Origin of the sequence: Alkalihalophilus pseudofirmus, assembly GCF_029094545.1 — a bacterium.
GTDB classification, from domain to species: Bacteria; Bacillota; Bacilli; order Bacillales; family Bacillaceae_D; genus Alkalihalophilus; species Alkalihalophilus pseudofirmus.
The window spans coordinates 107,388-130,189 of record NZ_CP117836.1; the positions used below are offsets into that span (position 1 = coordinate 107,388).

16 protein-coding genes, 2 pseudogenes and 1 other annotated feature are annotated in these 22,802 nt (G+C 36.8%); of the genes and pseudogenes, 15 read left to right on the top strand and 3 right to left on the bottom strand.

What is annotated here, in order from left to right:
• Window positions 1–75 precede the first annotated feature (75 nt).
• The 3 genes from PQ478_RS21715 (at window position 76) to PQ478_RS21970 (ending at window position 3,221) form a co-directional block, all read left to right on the top strand.
• Window positions 76–459: a hypothetical protein gene (locus PQ478_RS21715; RefSeq protein WP_289237038.1), complete on the top strand. Its 384-nt coding sequence runs from the start codon at window positions 76–78 to the stop codon at window positions 457–459.
• Between the two features lie 208 nt (window positions 460–667).
• Window positions 668–2,791 (top strand): MMPL family transporter, encoded by a 2,124-nt coding sequence (locus PQ478_RS21720; RefSeq protein ID WP_289237039.1) that lies wholly within the window; start codon window positions 668–670, stop codon window positions 2,789–2,791.
• Between the two features lie 25 nt (window positions 2,792–2,816).
• On the top strand, window positions 2,817–3,221 hold the full coding sequence (locus PQ478_RS21970; RefSeq protein ID WP_354004551.1) for a glutamyl-tRNA reductase: 405 nt from the start codon (window positions 2,817–2,819) through the stop codon (window positions 3,219–3,221).
• Window positions 3,222–3,570: 349 nt separating this feature from the next.
• On the opposite strand, the gene sda is transcribed toward PQ478_RS21970, so the two are convergent.
• The gene (gene sda / locus PQ478_RS21725) at window positions 3,571–3,714 is read right to left on the bottom strand and encodes a sporulation histidine kinase inhibitor Sda (RefSeq protein ID WP_289237040.1); all 144 of its coding nucleotides are present in this window, start codon (window positions 3,712–3,714) and stop codon (window positions 3,571–3,573) included.
• A 687-nt stretch (window positions 3,715–4,401) separates the two neighbouring features.
• Window positions 4,402–4,647: a binding site (T-box leader), on the top strand.
• Between the two features lie 141 nt (window positions 4,648–4,788).
• Here sda and ilvE point away from each other — a divergent pair.
• The 5 genes and pseudogenes from ilvE to ilvD all read left to right on the top strand — a co-directional run bounded on the left by ilvE (window position 4,789) and on the right by ilvD (window position 10,425).
• Window positions 4,789–5,688 (top strand): annotated as a pseudogene (gene ilvE / locus PQ478_RS21730) (branched-chain-amino-acid transaminase).
• A gap of 25 nt (window positions 5,689–5,713) precedes the next feature.
• Window positions 5,714–7,438 carry an acetolactate synthase large subunit gene (ilvB, locus tag PQ478_RS21735; RefSeq protein WP_289237041.1) on the top strand — a complete coding sequence of 575 codons (1,725 nt, stop codon included), beginning with the start codon at window positions 5,714–5,716 and terminating at the stop codon, window positions 7,436–7,438.
• On the top strand, window positions 7,435–7,665 hold the full coding sequence (locus tag PQ478_RS21740) for an ACT domain-containing protein (protein ID WP_289237042.1): 231 nt from the start codon (window positions 7,435–7,437) through the stop codon (window positions 7,663–7,665). Before ilvB ends, PQ478_RS21740 begins: the two co-directional genes overlap by 4 nt.
• Before the next feature lie 15 nt (window positions 7,666–7,680).
• The gene (locus tag PQ478_RS21745) at window positions 7,681–8,676 is read left to right on the top strand and encodes a ketol-acid reductoisomerase (protein WP_289237043.1); all 996 of its coding nucleotides are present in this window, start codon (window positions 7,681–7,683) and stop codon (window positions 8,674–8,676) included.
• A gap of 90 nt (window positions 8,677–8,766) precedes the next feature.
• On the top strand, window positions 8,767–10,425 hold the full coding sequence (gene ilvD, locus PQ478_RS21750; RefSeq protein ID WP_289237137.1) for a dihydroxy-acid dehydratase: 1,659 nt from the start codon (window positions 8,767–8,769) through the stop codon (window positions 10,423–10,425).
• Window positions 10,426–11,961: 1,536 nt separating this feature from the next.
• Here ilvD and PQ478_RS21755 read toward each other — a convergent pair.
• Together PQ478_RS21755 and PQ478_RS21760 are read right to left on the bottom strand one after the other, a co-directional pair.
• Complete coding sequence (locus tag PQ478_RS21755) at window positions 11,962–12,810, bottom strand: STAS domain-containing protein (protein ID WP_289237044.1); 849 nt, start codon at window positions 12,808–12,810, stop codon at window positions 11,962–11,964.
• A gap of 874 nt (window positions 12,811–13,684) precedes the next feature.
• A complete protein-coding gene (locus PQ478_RS21760; RefSeq protein WP_289237045.1) occupies window positions 13,685–14,896 on the bottom strand; it encodes a tyrosine-type recombinase/integrase in 1,212 nt (403 codons plus the stop codon).
• Window positions 14,897–15,271: 375 nt separating this feature from the next.
• On the opposite strand from PQ478_RS21760, the gene PQ478_RS21765 reads away from it, so the two are divergent.
• The 7 genes and pseudogenes from PQ478_RS21765 to PQ478_RS21795 all read left to right on the top strand — a co-directional run bounded on the left by PQ478_RS21765 (window position 15,272) and on the right by PQ478_RS21795 (window position 22,604).
• Window positions 15,272–15,412 carry a hypothetical protein gene (locus PQ478_RS21765; RefSeq protein WP_289237046.1) on the top strand — a complete coding sequence of 47 codons (141 nt, stop codon included), beginning with the start codon at window positions 15,272–15,274 and terminating at the stop codon, window positions 15,410–15,412.
• 294 nt (window positions 15,413–15,706) lie between these two features.
• On the top strand, window positions 15,707–16,693 hold the full coding sequence (locus tag PQ478_RS21770; protein WP_289237047.1) for a MerR family transcriptional regulator: 987 nt from the start codon (window positions 15,707–15,709) through the stop codon (window positions 16,691–16,693).
• On the top strand, window positions 16,686–17,624 hold the full coding sequence (locus tag PQ478_RS21775) for a bacteriophage abortive infection AbiH family protein (RefSeq protein ID WP_289237048.1): 939 nt from the start codon (window positions 16,686–16,688) through the stop codon (window positions 17,622–17,624). The genes PQ478_RS21770 and PQ478_RS21775 overlap by 8 nt, the downstream gene beginning before the upstream one ends.
• A 412-nt stretch (window positions 17,625–18,036) precedes the next feature.
• A complete protein-coding gene (locus PQ478_RS21780; RefSeq protein WP_289237049.1) occupies window positions 18,037–18,495 on the top strand; it encodes a hypothetical protein in 459 nt (152 codons plus the stop codon).
• Window positions 18,485–19,069: a hypothetical protein gene (locus tag PQ478_RS21785; protein WP_289237050.1), complete on the top strand. Its 585-nt coding sequence runs from the start codon at window positions 18,485–18,487 to the stop codon at window positions 19,067–19,069. The genes PQ478_RS21780 and PQ478_RS21785 overlap by 11 nt, the downstream gene beginning before the upstream one ends.
• A gap of 158 nt (window positions 19,070–19,227) precedes the next feature.
• Window positions 19,228–19,521, top strand: a pseudogene (locus PQ478_RS21790) (6-phosphogluconolactonase); the annotation flags it as partial.
• Window positions 19,522–20,522: 1,001 nt separating this feature from the next.
• Window positions 20,523–22,604: a bifunctional aldolase/short-chain dehydrogenase gene (locus PQ478_RS21795; protein ID WP_289237051.1), complete on the top strand. Its 2,082-nt coding sequence runs from the start codon at window positions 20,523–20,525 to the stop codon at window positions 22,602–22,604.
• Window positions 22,605–22,802 lie beyond the last annotated feature (198 nt).

Here is a 22,802-nt window from a genome sequence, read left to right on the forward strand (position 1 = left end):
TATTCTATTCATCTTCCATTCATATTTTCTGAGTAAAATTCGATATGAGATATGCTGGAAGGTGGAGATAATTAAATGAAATATACGAAAATATTACTTGTAACATCGGCTATTTTCGGCTTAATGGGTGCTATATTAGGTGCTCATATGGCTGGGTCAGGCTCATATTCGTACCGACCAGTTCATGCCCATATTTTAGTATTAGGATGGGTTACATTATTCTGCTGGGCAATATTCTATAAGGTGTTTAAACCAAAAAACAAGGTGCTTATATTCTGGCATGTTTGGTCAGCAATAATAGGATCTATTGGTTTATCATTAGGAATGTGGTTTTATTTCCTAAACCCATTTTCTTTACCGAATAGTATTAATTTAGTCTTCTATATTGTTGGTGGAATGGCTGTTGTAATTAGTTTTATACTCTTCCTTATCCTAGCCCTTATTCAAGATACATGCTGAGAGCATTTAAATTTTATAATGGTAACAAAATTAAAAGCCGTTTATCGCTTAAATGATAAATGGCTTTTTAATTTACTTAATAAAAAAATCAACTTTTCCAACTGTAACATGTTATTCATCTTCCATTCACATTGCCACTCTATGATCTAAATGTATCGAATAAGGTGATGTATTTTTTGATCATATTTAAAAGAGAAGGGTGATAAAGATGAAAAAAATGGTGCAGATAATATCAAAAATAATAACAAGTAAATGGGGAGCGAAAGGGATAATAGCAGGCTGGATTGCAATTGTCATCATCCTAACCTTAGTTGCCCCTCCTGCAAGTGAACATGCTAAGAGTGTTCCGGTTTCTGGATTGCCTGAAACTGCTCAGTCTGTTATTGGTAATCAGTTAGAATCAAAGTTTTACGATGAACAAGAGGGAACTCCAGCATTGTTTGTCTATACAAATGAGGGGAAATTTGGAAGGGACGAGTTAGATAGTGTTGAGAGATTTACTGAACAAGTTCAAGAGCTAGGCTGGCCAGAAGTAGAAGCCATACTCCCTTTTGAACATGTTCCAGAAGAAGCACAGTCTATTTTTCTCTCAGAAGATGAATCGACACTCGTGATTCCATTATTTCTAGTGAATGGCTTGGAAAGCTCTGAAATGAGCGAGACATTATCAAAACTTGAGAAATTATCAAACGAGTTATTAGGAAGTACAGATATTACGTTATATGTTTCTGGCCCTGCAGGGATTGCAGCAGACGCTACTGGAATATTTGCGAATGCAAATATAACGTTAATATTTATCAGTATAGTGTTAATTTTTGTCTTGTTAATTGTCATTTATCGTTCTCCTGTATTGGCCCTACTCCCACTTATTGCTGCAGGTATTGTATACCAGGTTGTAGATCGTACACTAGGGTTGGCTGGACAAGCGGGTATGGAAATCGAAGCACAGTCTTTATCAATTATGTCTATATTACTATTCGCGGCCATAACTGATTACGCATTGTTTTTAACTTCAAGGTTTCGTGAAGAACTGCAATTACAAGAAAATAAATTTATTGCCATGCAAAAGACGGTAAAAGGAGTTGGAATTGCAATATTCTTTAGCGGTGCCACTATCATTGGAGCACTAATTGTCTTATTTCTGGCAACGTTCCAAGTATATCGCAATTTCGCACCAGTATTCACTATTGCAATGGTCATTATTTTATTAGCCGGTATCACTTTATTACCCGCAATGTACCTTCTTGCAGGAAGAAAAGCATTTTGGCCTTTTATTCCTAAAGTTGAGAAAAGTAATTCTGCTTCATTAAAAATTTGGGACCGTATCTCAAAAAAAGTAACAAAGAAACCCCTAGTTAGCGGATTAGCTGTACTTGTTCTGTTTCTTATTATGCTAGCTAATGTTACCCAAGTGAATTTTTCGTTTAATTTAATTAAGTCCTTTCCAGAAGATATGCCATCCCGAATAGGTATCGAGTTACTGAATGAAGGATTTCTTCCAGGTGAATTCACACCGACAACTGCTATTATCGATGCACGCAACACAGACTTCGTCACGACCGAAAGAATAGAAAAATTACAAGCTATTATAGCAGACCAGCATGGTGTAAGAGAGGTGGATGAGATAGAGGTTTCAGAGGAGAATGAGAAGATAGTAAAATTTGATTTATGGTTTGAAAATGATCCTTATCATATAAATACCTTAAATCAATTAGAGGCTATTTTAAATAAACAGCAAGAATTTTTGACTCAAGTAGATATACCCTCAGCAAACATGTACTTTATCGGAGAAACCGCAGAACAAGTCGATATAAAGAATGTGAATGAACGGGATCTATGGGTTCTTCTGCCACTCATCACATTAGTCATTACGTTACTATTATTTTGGCAAACAAAATCTGTAATTGCACCGTTATATATGGTATTTACTATACTTCTTTCATATGGAGCATCATTAGGGATTAGCTATTGGATATTTCAAAACCTATTAGGTCATGAAGCAATAAGTTATCGAATCCCTCTGTATACATTTGTATTTTCAGTTGCACTAGGTGTTGATTACTCGATCATGTTAGTCACAAGGATTCAAGAAGAAATGCGTCAGCACTCTGTAAAAAAATCTGTTCAACTGGCTATTAAACATACTGGGGGGGTCATCTCTTCGGCAGGTTTAATTCTGGCTGCTACATTTGCTGTACTTATGACCCAGCCATTATTGGAACTATATATGTTCGGGTTTACGGTAGCATTAGGGGTTCTCCTAGATACATTTTTTGTGCGGACAATACTTGTACCTGCAATTATCATTAAATTGGATAAATATAGTTTTTAGTAATTCTAAAATAGAGGTGTGTAAAATGGAAGGATGTAAAGAAAAATTGCTGGAGAATAAAATTATCTCTATAACGGCGTCCATTTTTAACAATCTTGAAAATAGGAGACTCCTACAAATAGGAAGTTGTGAGGTTAGTTGTAAGATAGTTAAGCACTTCATAGAATTGGGGTGTTTAAAGGAAAACATAATTATACTAGATAATCAAAACAATCCCCTGAAGGATTACGAGTATAATATCTTAAAATCCGATATAATTGTACTCGCATCTACTGCTTTCAATTACTATATCACTAATAGCCATTTAGAAAATATTGTAATCGAAAGAAAAAAACAGAACTTACTTATTTTCGATGTTTTACACCATAAAAGCATCGAAGTAAGATTATCTAAAGTGAAAGATATATTTTATTTTCATTTCTCGCTCTAAGCCAATAATAAGGTTGTTAAGATCTTATTTGTTGATAAAGAGAAGGGGGATCCTATCTATTACCCCTTCTTTGAAATTGATTTTAACTACATGAAAAAAACAGCTCCTGATATTCTTTTGAAACAGGTGAGGGTATTCCGCGATTAATAAGATGCAGTAATGTATAAACGCACTAGTTTTTTCCTAAACAGCCTGCGCGAAGTAACTATCTTTATAGTAGTTTTTTAATACTACTTCTTCGTTTCATACTCACCAACAATCATGCAAGGCTGAATGAAATGAGGAACTACAGAAATATAAATGAATATACGTGGCAAGGGGTTTAACAAGGAAAGAATGAATGCTTAATCTACCTAATTCTTTCCGCTTTTTCATACAGTTCCCGTTCCTCTAACTCTTTTAGTAGAAGTGAAAGAAAATTTGAATCAAGGTTTAAACTACAGGCTTTATAATAGGCATCTAGTAAAAAGTCATCGTCTAGGTAATTTAACATTTCTCTCTCCTGCTTTTTTGGACATTTAGGATTTTAAATATATTTTACATAAGTTAACATCTATAGTAAACGCTTTCAATTAAATATACTAATAAAACTTTTCGACAAAGAATGCTATAAACTATAGATATTAAAAAACTGAAAATTTTAAATATTTAATGTCTTTCATTTCTGAAAGTACGCTCTTTTCTTGGTTTCTTAGTAATAGGGGGATTTTCGAACTTCCCAAAGAGAAAATAATCAAAAAAATTATTGACAATTTAAAAAATATATTCTTATAATATAAGCAACCAAATGGAATTAATTTGATGGTTGAATTATATGAATCTGTGTGGACGAGGAAAGTAGATGATGGAAAACGTTTCAGAGAGCTGCCCCTAGGCTGTGAGGGCGGTAACGATCGAATCATTGAAAATCACCTCAGAGCAGCCACTTGCGAAAGGGTAACTGAGTAGAGAGTGGCGGAATCGTCTCCGATAAAAGGACGGGAGTCTGATAGGACTTACAGAGCTTATATTTTCGTGAGAAGTATAAGGAAGCTGAGTGGTAACGCGAATCTCTCGCCTCAGCAATCAAAGCTACGCTTATGTAGTAATTGATTGCCGGGGTGGGGGGTTTTTTTTTGAATTTAGACCTCTTGTAAATTTGAAAATTCAGCGCAAGTGAATCTCAATAAAAAATGAATATAATAAAGCGAGGACGAGGAAAGTAGATGATGGAGAACGTTTCAGAGAGCTGCCCCTAGGCTGTGAGGGCGGTAACGATCGAATCATTGAAAATCACCTTAGAGCTATGCTTGCGAAAGGGTAACTGAGTAATGAGCAACGGAATCGTCTCCGATAAAAGGACGGGAGTCTGGTAGGACTTACAGAGCTTATGTTTCGTGAGAAATATAAGGAATCTGAGTGGTAACGCGAATCTCTCGCCTCAGCAATTAAAGCTACGCTTATGTAGGAATTGATTGCTGAGACGAGGGATTTTCGTGTTTTATGTACTGAATATTATGAAATTATTTGATCTCAGCAATTGATCTCAAGGTTGCTTTGAATAAAAAAATAACAGGGAGTGAGTAAGATGAAAGAACAATACATCTATATGAATGGGGAATTGGTAGAAAAAAAAGAAGCGGTGGTATCAGTTTATGATCATGGGTTTTTATACGGAGATGGGGTTTTCGAAGGTATCCGATGTTATGGAGGAAATGTTTTTTGCTTAGAGGAGCATTTAAAACGTTTATATGAATCCGCTAAATCAATTTTACTAACTATCCCAATGACAGTGGAGGCAATGGAAGAAGCTGTGTTACAGACGTTGCAAAAAAATGAGTATGAAGATGCATATATTAGGTTAATTGTTTAGCGCGGAGAAGGGAATTTGGGTCTGGACCCGAGTTTTTGTGAAAAACCGAGTGTCATCATTATTGCTGAGCAGTTGAAGCTGTTTCCCAAAACTTTTTATGATAATGGTCTTAGTATTGTATCAGTTGCAACACGTCGCAATATGCGGGATGCACTTGACTCCCGTATCAAATCTTTGAACTATTTAAATAATGTGCTTGTGAAAATTGAAGCGGCACAAGCAGGTGTATTAGAAGCATTGGTCCTCAATCAGCAGGGGTATGTTTGTGAAGGATCAGGAGACAACGTATTTATTGTCAAAGCTGGAAAGGTTATAACCCCTCCAGCTTATGTTGGGGCCCTAGAGGGAATTACGCGAAATATTGTCATTGAGCTATGTGAAGAATTAAGTATTCCTTGTGTAGAAAAGCCATTCACACGTCACGATGTATACGTGGCAGATGAAGTCTTTTTAAGCGGAACAGCTGCTGAACTGATTCCAGTAGTTAAGGTGGATGCAAGAGAAATTGGAAATGGGAAGCCCGGAGATTTAACCAACCTGTTAATAAAGAGGTTTCGAAACCTTACACAAGAAAAAGGAGTACGTGTTCCAAAATTAGTGGAACATTTCGCTTAAATAACAACTGAAAGGAGAGACGAAAATGGAGGTACAACATGCTTCTGGTAATGACAAGCATCATACAAAGATAGGGAAGGTAACAGGTGCTGAACATGTTATTAAAAGTTTAGAAGAGTTAGGTGTTACAACAGTATTCGGTTACCCTGGAGGGGCTATTTTACCTATTTATGATGCGCTATATGGTAGTAATCTCCATCATATTTTAACGCGTCATGAACAAGCGGCCATTCATGCTGCGGAGGGGTATGCAAGAGCCTCTGGGAAGGTGGGAGTTGTATTTGCCACGTCCGGTCCTGGAGCTACTAACTTAGTAACTGGTTTAGCAGATGCTCATATGGATTCAGTTCCATTAATTGTTATTACAGGTCAAGTGGCTAAGTCACTCATTGGGAGGGATGGATTTCAAGAAGCAGATGTGGTGGGAATTACGCTGCCAGTAACGAAACATAATTATCAAGTTAGAGATGTAAATAAGCTGTCTCGTGTAATGAAGGAAGCATATTATATTGCCCAAAGCGGCCGGCCAGGACCAGTATTAATTGATATCCCAAAGGACGTCCAAAGCGGGGTTGTAACAAGACTTTTCAATGAAGAATTATTAATCCCCGGATATAAACCGAATCTTGAGCCTGACAGTAAAGAGATAGAAGAGGTAGCAAGTGCTATTTCAAAAGCCAAACGGCCGCTACTATACATTGGGGGAGGTATTATTCAATCGGGGGCATCGGAAGATTTACAAGCATTCGCGAGGCAAAACCAAATCCCTATTGTTTCCACTTTAATGGGGCTGGGTGCTTACCCTCCTGACGATCCATTCTACTTAGGGATGTTAGGGATGCATGGTACCTATAGTGCAAATATGGCAGTAACAGAGTGTGATTTACTTCTTGCTTTTGGTGTTCGGTTTGATGATCGAGTAACTGGCAAGCTTGAGCTGTTTTCTCCTCATTCGAAGAAGATTCATATTGACATTGATCCAGCCGAATTACATAAAAATGTGGCTGTTGATTATCCCATTCAATCAGATGTGAAAATAGCTATACAAAGGTTATTGGAAAGGCCTATACGTTGTAATACCGATGTATGGATAAGAGAGATTAGAGCATGGCAAGAGGAGTACCCACTTTCGTATCAAAAGCAGATATCTAAATTAAAGCCACAATTTGTAATTGAGCTAGTAAGCAAGTTAACGAATGGTGAAGCGATCGTTACCACAGAAGTAGGTCAGCATCAAATGTGGACGGCTCTTTTCTATAAAGCGAAGACCCCGCGAACATTTATTACATCCGGCGGGTTAGGAACCATGGGTTTTGGTTTTCCAGCAGCCATTGGGGCCCAAATAGCTGCTGAAAATAACTTGGTTATCTGTATGGCAGGTGATGCATCCTTTCAAATGAATATTCAGGAATTGCAAACAATTTCTGAAAATAATATCCCTGTTAAAGTTTTTATTATCAATAACCATTACCTCGGTATGGTAAGACAATGGCAAGAAATGTTCTATGACAATCGATTATCAGAATCGAAAATTGGATCACCCGATTTTGTTAAAGTCGCGGAGGCGTATGGAGTAAAAGGGTTACGTGCTACAACCCCAGATGAAGCAAGACAAGCCATACAAGAAGCATTTCGCCACAAAGGTCCAGTTGTGGTCGATTTTCATGTCACAGAGGAAGAAAATGTATTTCCGATGGTTCCTCCCAATAAAGGAAATCACGAAATGGTTATGAAGAGGTGGGAAGATTGAATCAAACTTTTTCATTAATAGTAACTAATGATCCAGGAGTTTTATTACGGGTATGTGGGGCTTTTGCACGGCGTGGATATAATATTACTTCTTTAACTTTAAAAGAAAGAGATACGACAGGATCTTCCCAGATAGAAATCGCGGCTGTGTGTACCGAAGGGGAAGCAGTCTTGCTCGTTCGACAGTTGAACAAATTAATCGATGTGTGGCAAGTAAAGAAATTATAGGGAGTGGAAATAAAGATGAAAACGTATTATGAACTAGATGCAAATTTGGAAGTGTTAGAAGGGAAAACCGTAGCGGTAATTGGTTATGGTTCACAAGGGCATGCCCAAGCCCAAAATTTACGAGATTCAGGTATTCGTGTAGTAGTTGGAGTGCGCAAAGGGAATTCATTTAAACAAGCGGAAAGAGATGGATTTAAAGTAATGTCAATTGAAAGGGCGGTCCAAGTAGCTGATGTTATCCAAGTATTACTTCCAGATGAACAGCAGGCAAAAGTATTTCACAACGAAATGGAACCGAATTTAAAAAAAGGACAAATGTTGCTTTTTTCTCACGGATTTAATGTTCACTTTGGACAAATTCAGCCCCCAAAGTATGTCGATGTAGCGATGGTTGCACCGAAAAGTCCTGGTCATCTTGTCCGTCGTGTATATCAGGAGGGGAATGGTGTTCCCGCTTTAGTCGCTATCCATCAAAATACGACTGGAGATGGACTAAATGTGGCACTTGCTTATGCGAAAGGTATCGGCTGTACACGTGCTGGTGTTATTGAAACATCATTCCAAGAAGAGACGGAAACTGATTTATTCGGTGAGCAGGCAGTACTTTGTGGCGGCGTCACAGCACTTGTGAAAGCCGGTTTTGAAACGTTGACCGAAGAAGGGTATCGTCCTGAAATTGCTTACTTTGAATGTTTGCATGAGTTGAAGCTGATTGTTGACTTAATGTATGAAGGTGGTTTAACAGCTATGCGTCATTCTATATCCGATACTGCAGAGTTCGGTGATTATGTAACAGGCTCAAGAATTGTTACGGATGAAACGAAAAATGAAATGAAAAAAATACTACGGGAAATTCAACAAGGGGAATTTGCGAAAAAGTGGATCTTAGAAAATCAGGCAGGTCGTCCAACCTATTATGCTGTGAAAAAAGCAGAACAAAACCACCAACTTGAAGAGGTAGGATCCCAATTACGTGAGATGATGACTTGGATTGAGCGTCCATCAAAATAATTTAGTTGCAGAGCCCCTGCAACTATTTAACTAATGAAGAATTAGAGATTCGAATATTGAGAGGAAGTTGATTAGAAGAGAAGTAACAAGATAAAAAAGGGTATTGATAGGGCACCTCACCGTAGTTTGTTGAAGGCGACTGGACTAAAGGATGAAGATTTTGATAAACCATTCGTAGCTATTTGTAATTCTTTTGTGGAAATTATTCCTGGACATATGCATCTAAATGAATTCGGTCGTCTTGTGAAGGAAGCTGTTCGCGAGGCGGGCATGGTTCCATTTGAGTTCAATACGATTGGGGTGGATGATGGTATTGCGATGGGGCACATCGGTATGCGTTATTCACTTCCAAGCAGAGAGATCATTGCCGATTCTGTAGAAACAGTGGTAAATGCACACTGGTTTGATGGAATGATTTGTATTCCAAACTGTGACAAAATCACACCAGGCATGATGATGGCAGCAATGCGAGTCAATATTCCTACTGTTTTTGTTTCGGGAGGTCCGATGGCTGCTGGGAAAACTTCAACAGGGGAGGTCGTTGATTTAAGTTCTGTTTTTGAAGGTGTTGGAGCCTATCAATCGGGCAAAATTTCAGAAGATGAGTTAAAGGATATTGAAGATCATGGATGTCCGTCTTGTGGTTCATGCTCTGGAATGTTCACAGCAAATTCTATGAATTGTTTATGTGAAGTATTAGGTATTGCATTCCCCGGAAATGGAAGTATTTTAGCAACTGACCCGAGGAGGAAAAATTTAATTAAACAAGCTGCAGAAAAGTTGAAATTGTTAATTGAACAGGATATTAAGCCACGTGATATTGTCACAAATGAAGCAATTGATGATGCGTTCGCGTTAGATATGGCGATGGGAGGGTCCACAAATACAATACTCCATATATTAGCAGTTGCTCATAAAGCGGGACTCGATTATGAATTGGACCGAATTGATGAGATTTCCCGCTACGTTCCGCATTTATGCAAGATGAGCCCAGCTTCTAACTGGCATATGGAAGATATTGACCGAGCAGGAGGAATAAGTGCGATCCTGAAAGAGTTAAGTAGAAAAGAAGGGGTACTTCATCTAGATCGCATTACGGTTACAGGTCGTACGTTAAGGGAAAATATCGCCGATGCAGAGATCAAAGATAAAGAGGTGATTCATACACTCGAAAACCCGCATAGCAAAGAAGGGGGTCTTCGCATCTTGAAGGGAAACCTCGCTAGGGACGGCGCAGTTATTAAAAGTGGTGCGACGGAAGTGAAGCAATTTGAAGGACCATGTGTTATTTTTCATTCTCAAGAAGAGGCGCTTGCCGGCATTATGCTTGGTAAAGTAAAAAAAGGTGATGTAGTAGTAATTCGTTACGAGGGCCCACGAGGAGGTCCAGGTATGCCAGAAATGTTGGCACCGACCTCTGCAATTGCAGGTATGGGATTAGATGCTGATGTTGCGCTCTTGACTGACGGACGCTTCTCCGGAGCATCACGAGGAATTTCAGTTGGACATATTTCCCCTGAAGCTGCTGCAGGAGGAGAAATAGCGTTTTTACAACAAGGGGATATTGTAAATATTGATGTGGAAGAGCGTCTTCTTGAAGTGAAGGTTAGTGATAAAGAATTAGAAAAGCGTCGACAACACTGGAAAAAAATAAGTTTGAAAGTGAAAACAGGATGGCTCGGGCGTTATTCACAAATGGTAACATCAGCAAATACAGGTGCTATACTGAAAATGCCTACTTTTGATTGAACCTAATACATGAAAGAGAAGGGATATGAGAGTTCAGTTGGTAAACTAACATAAATATATGAGTGCCCAGTTTAGAAATTAGGTAGTATTATAATTATTAATAAAAGCTTAGTTATATTTTATGATTATTAAAGGATTTGAAAAACAACGGGTGCTTTAATAGGATAAGCAAAATGAGGAAGTCGGTTCTTAAAGAATCGACTTGTATTTCAACGTAAATTGGCATTAAAATAAGTGCAAAACATCTAAAGTGTTAAAAATTGGTTTATTCAAGGTGAAAAAAACCTAATAGTATACTTTGTATAACTTTTAGGAGATTCTTATGAAACATTCAACGAAAGTATTATTGAAATGTTATCTTAGTTAGAAGGGATGATAAAAGGACATTCGTTGGATGAGGAAGCGTTGGAAGGTTTAGATCATCTTCAAAGCACCTTTTTAACATTAGCAAGGTCTTTGAACGTCCTGATCAAGAAGGCTTTGAACTTCAATTTTTATATAAGCACCTAGATCCGTTTAATAATAATTTAAGCGAATTATAATAGGGCTCCTTAACTTATCTAGTCTTTCCTTAATGATATGATAGAGGTCACAATTCCTTTTACCTTTCCTTTTACCTTGCATTTAATTGTATAAATTATAAATTCTATTTATAGTTACTTTTAATACAAATAACACTACACTCTATTAACTAAAAGTACTTGAAAATAATAGATGAAGAGTGTTATTAGCACGAAGAGGTATTCCTTGGTGCGCTTTAGGCTTTAGGGAATTACCCTTTTTCCATTATTATCTATAATTTAAAAAGGGGCGGTTCAATGAAAAGGTCATTAGAAGTTAGAGCAAAATCAAATTTAATACATGAATCTAGAAACAAAAGTAAAGAAGTAATATGGGTCTCACATGAACGGCATAAGACTTTTAAAATTAAAAATGAAAATGGTCTCTATATTCTAACAGTGATAAAAATAAAAGGTTGTCTGACGTTCTTTTTTTCCACTTTAGGAGAAGCAAAAGAATTCGCGGAATTCAAATTTAATGTTAAGGGCTCGTTTAAAAAGATAAAAGAATAAATATTAATTGACATCTCGCTATATAATATAGGTCACCCATCCTATTTATTAGGAAAGCATTTTGCAAAAATATCTTGGGACATGCTTTTTTATTATTTACATCAATTTCAGCTTAGCATTGTTATGAAACACGTGCCACAAAGTACGTAGTATCATAAATTGTAATTTATAAAAATGGGGTATGTTGCATGAAGTTAGTTGCGATTGATTTAGAAGGTACCTTTTTTCAGAGGAGCTATTAATAAAAGATGAGGATTTAAATGCAGAAGAAAGGTTATAATTGGTTCGGGTGAGTTATAATGCCCTTTATTGAATCAAATTGCGCTCAAATTAATGAGGCGTTACTAGCCTGGCTTTATTCCGGAAAATTTCATCGACTCGAAGCCTCTATAAAAAGCGTTCTCCACTTTAGGGAAGGGGGGAACGCTTTTAGATGTGTTCCCGCATCCTATATGGCGGGTTATCAGGTTTCTTGTAGTAATCCGTATCCTAGATTTGCAAGCGCCTGTTTTAACGTCGCGCAGGTAACAAGTCTTTCCAGTTTTATGTCTAACTGAACACTGGTTTGGGCGATGGCCGGACTGATACCTGTGATGATGGTTTTTACGCCTAATAAAGATAGACCATCCGCTAATTTAAAAATATGATTTGCCACCATCGTATCCACAAAACTAACTCCGGATAAATCCAAAATCAGTTTGGATATGTCTAATTCCCTGGCGCGTTGCATGGATTGATCTATAATCATCTGTGCTCTCTTTGTATCAATATCACCTACGAGTGGAAGTAGGGCGACATCCTCAAATATAGGAACAATAGGAACAGATAATTCATCTAAAGCCATACTGAAAACCTCAGATATTTTCCGGTAATTTTCTACATACGATTGACTGAACCCGTAAACCGCTTGATCTAATAAGGGGTCAAGGGATTTAGCGATTGTGAAAATCTGATCTACGGACAACTGCTTTGTTTTTGCCTGATCCTCAATGAATGACCAAATAGCGGTCCGAAAGAAATGAGTTCCTGATAAAGCTTGTTCAAGGGACCTTCCATGTTGGATCGCTAATTCTCCTACCTGTTTCCCCCATTGGATGATGTTGATGTTAAATCTGTCATCTTGTGTTTTTACTCCTTCGCCCAGTAGTTTGACAAAATTCGCAGAAGTGTTTAGCGCTTCTGTTTGTTGTTCCGCGGTTCTGTCTGCATACTCAGGGTCTTCAAGGGCCCTAAGGTGTAAAGCGTGTTCTGCAATACTAGAAGCATGAAGAATGATTTGATCTGCTAATTCCTTTAATGATTGGGTATTCATAATGCCCTCCCGCAACTTATTTTACTATAAGCAAATTCTATCATTGAATGTCATGTTTTTATCTGTTTATTGCTCGAATATATTATTTGTAATATCTAGCAGAGACTTTTTATTGATTCAGGATTTAATTTTACTGGCATTAAACGGGTAGCTCTACCAAACAGACTAAGCTTTCCTAATCACCATTTCTCATCCCTTCGAACAGATGGTAACTGGCGGCAGCACGACAGACTGATCCAAAAGCCAAAAACACTTTTGGTCATTCTGATACGTGTCGCTTCAACATTAAACCGCTCGATAACCACAGACTGTAAGGCTCATGCTTCGCCCACACTCTGTAGGTTCCTGATCTGTTTGCGGCAGGCCGCCATATTGAACGAGCCGAAGATCAAATGAATAGAAACCAAAGGATAGCAGCCATTCGGCTGTTTTTTTATGTTGGGGTCTTTTCCGTTTGCCCCCGAATAGTAAACCCTTTTGACATCTAACCTTCTAGCACGCAGGACACCCTGCCCTTTCCTGCTACAAGGTAAGATGCAAGCAAAAAGCCCGTCAATAAACTTTCACGGCATATCCTTCACTACGTTTCGGTATTCCATGTTTTATGGACAGTTTTTCGCAAGGGTTAGCAATTTCCTTGAAAGCGTGTCTTTATCATTATTTATATCAATAGGACTTGGAGTAGGTGGATGGATTTTATTTTTATCACTCCAAGATTTCCTTGTAAAGAAAGTCACTTTCTTTGTGAACTAATGTACATAAAGTAACGGGGCATTCCTTCAACAAGGAATGCTTTTTCTATGTCAAATAAAAGGAATTAATCTCGTTGGTTATAGCTTAGATAGTAGTATTTCCAATTATACAGGATTGCCCCTCATATTGAGGGGCTTTTCGTATTCAAAGAGTTTTCTTTATAGTGTAGATCAAATATAGCTTCATCCCAATGCAAGGAAGCATCATTTTTCTTATGAAGGTATTTATTTAAATATCCTTCTGTTGTGCTTCTAGAAGAATGACCCACTGTATGCTGCACTTGTTCAATAGGAAGCCCTAACTCCATTACAGAGTAGTTAACGAAAAAGTGCCGAAACCAATGGGGACTGATATTGCTTACTTTATGATCCAGCCAAACGTATTTTGTTCGCTTAATGATCTTAATTATATAGTTACTTAAGTATTTATATGAATAAGAGTAGCCTTTGTTGGTAGTAAATAAAGGTTCTTCATTCTTTGGATCTACTTCACAAGTTAATCCTCTTCGTTTCCTAAAACGCAAAATGCTTTTGACTGTTGGCTCCATTAACCGCGCATGACGTTCCACACCACCTTTACCTATAACTTTAAGGTAATAAGCTCCTTCTTTCACACTTGAATCTTGGTACACATCGCCCCAGGTAGCTGTCGCAATTTCATTTACACGTAAGCCGGTTGTCGCAAGAGTAATCAGCAAAGCATGGTTAATGGGGTGCTGCTTATAAAAAGATAAAAGGGATTGAACTTCTTCTAAACTCAAATAACGATCTGGCCGTTCCTGTTTTCGTGTGGTGCTTTTTCTAAAAGTAGCATGAAGAGGATAGTCGATAATATCTTCTTCGTGTAACCAACGTAAAAAGCCTTTAATCACGATGTTTTTTCGCGTGCGAGTAGAGGAGGGATAACCTATCTTCCCATCGGTTCGTTTTATATTCCTAAGCCATTCTTGATATTGACGAATATGGCGTTTCTCAATGGCTTTTAAATAGGAAGGAGGTAGATCATTTTTAATTTGTTCATTGCTAATGGAGAAATGGATGAAAGAATAGAATTGAAGAATATCACGAATATATTCCTTTTTTGTTTGCTCGGTTTTATTCTTACTTTCATCATCATAAGTCGGTTTATGTAGATAATAATAAATCAGTTCTTGATCGGTAAATGATTGAAAAGAATCTAAGGTTAAACGCTCATTTTCATAGAGTCTCATTTCTAAGGCATTATATTGAAGTGGATCTAAAAATGATTTATATAAAGAAGGAAGGTAAGATTGATTATCTATCAGCCAACTATTCTCACTGGTGTTTATTAATTTTTTATTTGTATTAATCATTAAGTTATAACCACCTTATTAATAGCCATCAATTAAAACATAAAACTACCTTATCATAATATTAAAACTTGATTAAGTAATAATATAGAGAACTTTAGTTAATATAGAATAATACCTTATTTTTCTATTAGTAAAGTATCTTCAAATAAAGATAAGTATAGAAAATATAAAAGTTTATATTAATGGAAGTTAAGTGTTAATGATTTTAATATATAATCGTTTTTAAAATATAAAGTATATTATATGTTTACAAGTAAATTAATGAGTATTTAACTATATATCTAAGAAGTAGTAGCATGTATATATAAATTAATTACTGAACAAGGCATTTATACTTAATGGAAAATGAATTATAATTGGAAGTGAGGAAGTTATATGGTAATCCAAAAACGAGAAGATTGCTATCATTGTTATGGGACTGGAAAGGTACCTGTTATCCCTTGGGATGATCGACCAATCTGGGAGAGAATGAAGGAAGAGATTCTTGTCGACTGTGATATGTGCGAGGTTGAATGATGCCAAGTGTTTAATATCAGTTAAAGGGGATGTGTAAATGAGATTATCGGAGATTAATAGTAAATATGAAACGATAATGCAATCATCTGAATCTAACCAGATGAAGGCGAGAAAACTATCGCGCTTAAATGAGCGATATGGAACGCTTCTTCTCAATCCCTATGTTGAAGAATGAACAATGGGAAAGGGAAAATCGAAAAGTCATTGCTCTTTATCGGAAATTATCAATGAGTCGTAGTTTTGATTAATAGTTGATGAAAAGTAAGTTAGATGTCTAGAAGGAGGGGGGAAATTATGAACGCAAAAGCAGCAGCAGAGATCTTAAATGTTAGTTTAACGACGATATCTACATACATAAAAGAAGGGTTACTTATACCTGATAACATGAATTCATGGCACATCGAAGGGGAGTACATTATTCCAGACGATCAAGTGAATGAATTGAAAGAGAAGCTATATCCTGGAGGGCTTACAACTAAACAAACATCAGAGTATGTAGGAAATGGCTGTAAACCATATCAAGTGTTAAATGCTATTAATAAAGGGCTGCTTACTGTAAAAGTAAGTGATGTTCTAAGTAAACCCGTATATTATGTGCAAGAGGATGACAAGCTTGAACAGTTTAAGCATACGTTTCACATAAAAAAAGATAAGAACCAAAAACATTTTGATTCCCAGCAACGAATCTTCCTATATCAATCTTACCGAGATAAAGAGTCTGGTGAAGTGGTTCGTGTAATGTCTATTGATAAAGAAGAAGGGTATGCGCTTAATGCGATGGGAGAACGTATTTCGTTAACCCATTTATCGCTACATTATGAGCCATTGACTGACTATCACATCGGAAAGTTAAATAACCGAATTGGAGATGTCACTTTTAGCTTTATTATGCCTAGTCATATTAGGGCCTTAACTTATAAATTCATTGAAAAGATTGCTGAAGAAAGTGGAGTGCGAAACTATTCTATAGAAGAAACTGATCAGAAGTTAATCGTGAAGTGTAAACCGTTCCTTATTCGATTTGATGAAAGCAGCGTGGACCATGAACTATTAGATCATGCTAAACGCTCCTTAATAAAAGGTAAAGTACAAGAAAGGAAAGAGGATTTCTTCTTTGCGAGTACAGATCGTAAAGTAAGCTTGGTATTGGAGGATGAAATGTTTTCAGAGATCGAAAAAAGAGCAAAGAATGAAGGGTTAGACGTCGATACATTTATTAGTAAAACGTTAAGAACTACCTTAACAATTAATAATACTGATAGTGGTTGTATTAATGTGTAATTTATTTGTTATAGGTAACGGTTTTGACCTTTCACATGGTCTATCTACTTCTTATCAAGATTTTAAGGAATTTTGTGAAAGTAGTATTGAAAATATAACTGTAGATGAGCTAATTGTTCCGGAAGTACAGCTTTTACCAGATGGGGGCTCTCATTATAACGAAGATGATGTAATTTCTATGCTTCTTTACTTAATTAGTTTAGCCGAGGGGAGTATCGATAAGTGGCAAGACGTGGAAAATTCATTAGGTAGGTTAGACTTTGGTATAGTTTTAGACTTAGTTGACGAAATAAGCGATAAAGAAGGAGACTTTGATTTGTGGAAAATGGCAACCGTTTATGGAGATGTTGCGTCAAGTCTTATTGTTCCTACACTGTCAATACAAGAACTCTTTAGTAAGTGGGTAGATTCTATAGATATATCTTCAGCATGTGAAAAATACGACTTCAAAATACTGTTGAATGAAAATGATAAGTTTTTAACATTTAACTATACGGACACATTGGAAGAACTGTACGGTATAGCTGAAGAAAATGTGTGTCATATTCATGGTAGACAGTATGACGAAATCCTTTTTGGGCATGGGGATGAAGAAGATCATTCCGAAGATCATATGTCTCGGTATATTGGTTCAGAGGATGGATTAAGTCAAATCCATGAACGGTTAAGGAAAGATACGGGCCTAGCCTTAAAAGTTAACAACAATTTCTTCCAAGAATTAAAAGATATAAAAATGATTTATTCTTATGGGTTTTCATTTAGTAAGGTTGATCTAATTTACTTGAGTGTTATATTTAATCAGGTTGATACTTCATATGTAACATGGTCGTTTAATGATTATGAAAATCAGTCAGTTTTGAGGCAATGGGAAGGGGTCTTAAAGGAGTTAGGTTTTAAAGGAGACTTTACTACATTTACTATAAAGAATTAAAAAAAGCCCTCTGTTGTTGTCCTGGCAACTACAGAGGGCTTTTTGGTGCTTACAGATACCTGTATATAAGATTATATATCCATTTATTAGTCAATTCAAACGTATCAAGGTTCATGTAGAAAGCAGAAGGAACACTTCTTTAGAAAAGTTCCATATATTTATATAGTTATTTTGCTTTAACTAGCTGCTTTCTCTTCTTTTGTTTTTGAATTGCTTTCTTTAATTCTCCTGCAAGTTCTTTATTCATTGACGTCACCTCTAAGAATAAATTTTACTCCCATTATGCCCACTTGTACTGTTTTTATACGCATACCCCCTCCTACCGAGTCATAGAATGTACCAAATAGCCGGTTAGACTTATGACCCAAACGTAAAAGAAGAAATCACTAAAAATAGAAGAGGGGGGAGAGGCTTGAGTACGTTTAAATTAGATGTGGAAGACAAGAAAAGAAAAAAAGAATCGCGTTTTAAGATGACTTTATTAGAAGAGCCAACTTATAAAGAATCAAATGAAATAAAAGAGAGAAAACGAAAGGTTAGGTGTGATAAAAAAACCGACATTAAAACCCCAGTTACTATTGAACAAAAACAAAAATTGATGATCTTAGCGAGACAAGAAAGCATCAAAACAGGTGAAAGAGTATCTGTCACCCAGATGGCCTCTAGGCTTGTCCAAAAAGGGTTATTTGAATATGAATCTTTTCCAGATTGCGACTATGACCCTGCTTTGAAAAGCGTTCATGTAAAGCTTACTCCATTTTATACAGATCAACTATTTAACTATGAGCTGGAATGGGATGTGAGCAAACGTGTCGCTGCAGCAAGGATTCTTTGTTTTATGTTAGAGAAGAGGGACGTTCATGAAATATAGTGGAGCCGATCTGATCGGTGAAGAACGGTACTTGAAAAGTGGGGAAGCCTCTTGGAGATACAAACTCTTATTTAAGTGGTTAGCATCTAAGGATGTTACCCTGCATCTACGTTTTCCTGAAACGTACTTAAAACGTTGTTGGTTAATGTGTGATGATATTAAAAGATATGCTGATGAAGAGATTGAACCAGACTTCATACTGAGTGTATTGGTGGAGAGTTTTTTAACAGAACTAGCGAAGCGAGGTTCACTCTTAGCTTACGAATATCTTATGGAACGCTATTCAAAAGTGTTGCAAGTTGCTCATTATCAGTCCAAGAATATAGATGAATTTGAGCTTTTTGAGAAGCCAAATGAACCTTTAGAAATATATACAGTTTCATTAGATCGAGACGCTGTCTATCGGTTAGAATGGTTTCTAATGGAGTTAGACGAGGTTGTGCAAACGCATGGTTTAACAGTAGAGAAAGTATTAGAAATTCTGTTTTGTTATGTCATTGATCTTGTTAAAAAAGGCGGGGGAGAGCAATTCTTCAAAAGGTTAATTTCATTTATTGAGAAAATTGAAGATTAGTCAGCTCAATAACTTTTTAAAAGGCACCAAAGAAAGATTAGTATGTTAATTAGACTCTTAGTGTTTCTTTACTTATAATGGGTTCATCGTCTGATAACATTTTATTAGACCCCCTTTTGTTATATATACACCTTCGGAAGCTCTTACGGCATATGTAAGGGTTTTCATTTGAATCTTCCACGCATATTATTCAATTAGCAGATTCAACGAGAAAAGCAAATGCAAGATATTTCGCCAGTATTAAAGAGGTCCCTACAAAGGCAATTACAATGGGAATTGGAACCATTATGAGAAGTAAAGAAATTCTTTTGCTCGTTTCAGGGGAAAGCAAAAGTGAAGCATTAAACTACTTATTAAATGGAGAAATCCAGCCTCAGTTTCCTGCTTCTATCTTAAGAAAGCATCCGGCTGTGACCGTTATCGCAGATCAGGATGCCGAGTATGGGGGTTAAGATGCTGGATGAGCCTGTATAGTCAAAATTAATTAGCTCTCTACTTACTTGAGATAGAAGACACATATCAAGTTACCACTTAATTGAGAGGGGCTTAGAACTGTATTTTTTGTTTATTTCAGTTCGGAGCGCATAGATTCTATCTGCCAAGTATCAGGATCATATTATAGCAGCTGCTGAATACTCAAGCTAAAGACCCATTGATCCCGACTTCAATTGTTACTAAATAATATTTAAGTGGTTTATCAGTATGACTATTCAGGTCTAGTCCAAGAGGAGAGGACTTTACAGTTATGATATAATAGAATTTTTTTGTTGATTTACTAAAGTAGTAGCTTATAGTCACTCTTACGCATGAGAGGGGGGTATCATTCAGCTGGAACCTTACTTAAACATAGAAGTGAAAAGCCTAGAGTCTATTCAAATCGATTAAGTAATGATCGTTTGAGTGATCCATTTGAAGGAAATGCAACTCTTTTTTTGGAAAACTAGTATTGGTGAGCAGGTATGAATCAAATAAAGGCGTTGTCGGGTAACCGGCAGCGTTTTTTTAATTTCAGAAGATCTAAGAATACACCATAACCATTTGACACAAGTTAAGTAATTAAATGCTAGTGAAGGAAGAGAATTACCATGTTTTAAAGGCTACAGAACATCTTTGCGTCATTGCTATTTATTGTTACTTCTGATCATGTGCTCATCAACTCCCTACTGATCAAAGCAGCCCCTTCTGTAGGCTGCTTTTTCAATTTACTTAACGCAAAAGAACAAAGAGGGCTAAGTAAGTTAAGTAGAATGTCTATTTCTAATAACTATTTTCACAATCTTCCAACCTTCGATTTTGATTAAATTGTTCTGTATTTCTAGAAATATCTGAGATCAAAAGCTGACTCCAACTTTACAATAACAAACCTAAACAAATAGAAAACAAATAAAAACAAATGTATATACAGAAATTCAATAGCGTGTTATATTAATTTCAGAATAAAGTAAAAGTAAAAATGGAGGTAAGTATGGTACAGAATTTATGGAGTGACGAAAAAGCTGCTACATTAACTGCTGGTCTTTGTGAACTTGTATATCGTTCTAACTTAATAGGGGCAGATCGTGCTGTTTGTAACTGGGGCGGTGGGAACACATCTATGAAAACAATTGAAAAAGATTTCCGTGGTCACGATGTTGAAGTAATGTGGGTAAAAGGAAGCGGATCTGATCTTGCAACTATGCAGGCAAAAAATTTCACAGCCTTAAAATTAGAAGATATCCATCGATTAATTGAGCGTGATGAAATGTCAGATGAAAAGATGGTAGAGTACTTGGGTCATTGCATGATTGATAGTAAGCATCCTCGGGCTTCTATTGAAACATTACTTCATGCATTTTTACCATTTAAGCATGTAGATCACACACATCCCGATGCGATCATTAGCATTTGTTGTGCTGACAATGGAAAAGAGGTTGCGAATAAAATTTTTGGTGATCGTTTCGTTTGGATCCCATATGTACGACCTGGATTTACACTTTCGAAAATGATTGCAGATGGTGTTCGCAATAACCCAAATGCAGATCTGGTTTTAATGGAGAAGCATGGTTTAGTTGTTTGGGGTGAAACGGCCAAAGAAAGTTATGATAAAGCAATTTCAATAATTAATGAAGCGGAAGAATATATTAACGCCCAGCTCGATGTAAGCACAACATTTGGCGGCAAGAAATATGACTCATTAACTGAAGAGGATCAAAAGAGTATTTTGGCGAAAGTGATGCCGATCATTCGTGGCGCAATAAGCGATGATAAGAAAATGCTTTTAACATATGATAATGGAAATGATGTACTCGAGTTTGTTAATAGCTTAGATGCTATTAACCTTTCACAAGTGGGTGCAGCTTGTCCCGACCACTTAGTACACACAAAGATGAAGCCTTTATATATTAATTGGGACCCTTCAACAAAAAATGTTGATCAATTAGTGGAAATGATCAAGATAGAAGTGGAAGAATTTAAAGAAGAGTATAAAGCATATTTTATACGTAACAAAAATGAAGGAGACGTTATGTTCGAGCCAGCACCACGAGTGATATTAATTCCTGGAATTGGTATGGTGAGCTCTGGTAAAAATGTAACAATGGCTAATGTCACTGGTGCTCTTTACCATAGGGCAATTGCCGTTATGAAGGGATCGTCAGCTCTTGGGAAGTTTGTTTCTTTAAATGAAAATGAATCTTATAATATTGAGTACTGGCCGCTTGAACTCTACAAGCTATCACTAGCTCCTTGTGAAGCTGAGTTTTCTAGAAGAGTAGCTTTTATTACGGGTGGAGCTGGTGGGATTGGCAGTGAAACATCCAGACAGTTTGCAGCAGAGGGAGCTCATGTTGTTCTTGCAGATTTGAATTTTGAAGGTGCTGAGAAAGTCGCTGCAGAAATTAATGAGAAATATGGGGCTAGCCGAGCTATGGCGTTAAAAATGGATGTAACGAGTGAAGAGCAAGTTAGAGTTGCATTTGAAGAAGCAGCACTTACGTACGGCGGTGTCGATATTATTGTTAATAATGCCGGCCTTGCAACTTCAAGCCCATTTGATGAAACAACACTAAAAGAATGGAATTTAAATATGAATGTACTTGGAACGGGATATTTCCTAGTTGCCCGCGAAGCTTTTAAACAGCTTAAAGATCAAGCATTAGGTGGAAGCATGGTCTTTATCGGTTCAAAAAATTCTGTCTATGCAGGAAAGAATGCATCTGCATATAGTTCAGTAAAAGCGCTTGAGACACATTTAGCAAGATGTATTGCAGCTGAAGGAGGCGAATATGGAATTCGTGTGAACTCAGTACTACCGGATGCTGTGCTGCAAGGGTCGACAATTTGGGGCTCAAGGTGGCGTGAAGAGCGTGCATCTGCCTATGGGATTGAGCCAGACCTATTAGAGGAACACTACCGTAAACGTACATCGTTACTCGTGAATATTTATCCGAAAGATATAGCAAATGCTATATTATTTTTCTCATCGTCAAAAGCAGAGAAGACTACAGGTTGTATGATTACAGTTGACGGTGGTGTACCTGCAGCATTCACTAGATAATTGTTAAAAATTTTCCCACCTAGGAATCACACTTAGTGAAAACCGAGGTAGATTGTTTTTTATTTATTAGGTAGGAAGTGTTCATGCTTTAAGGTGCCTGATTTAGGAAACGAACTGAACTGACAGTTAATGTGGCTAAATGTGTGTATGAAAAGCTTTTTGAAAAAGAACATTATTAATGTTATAGTTAGCAGTTTT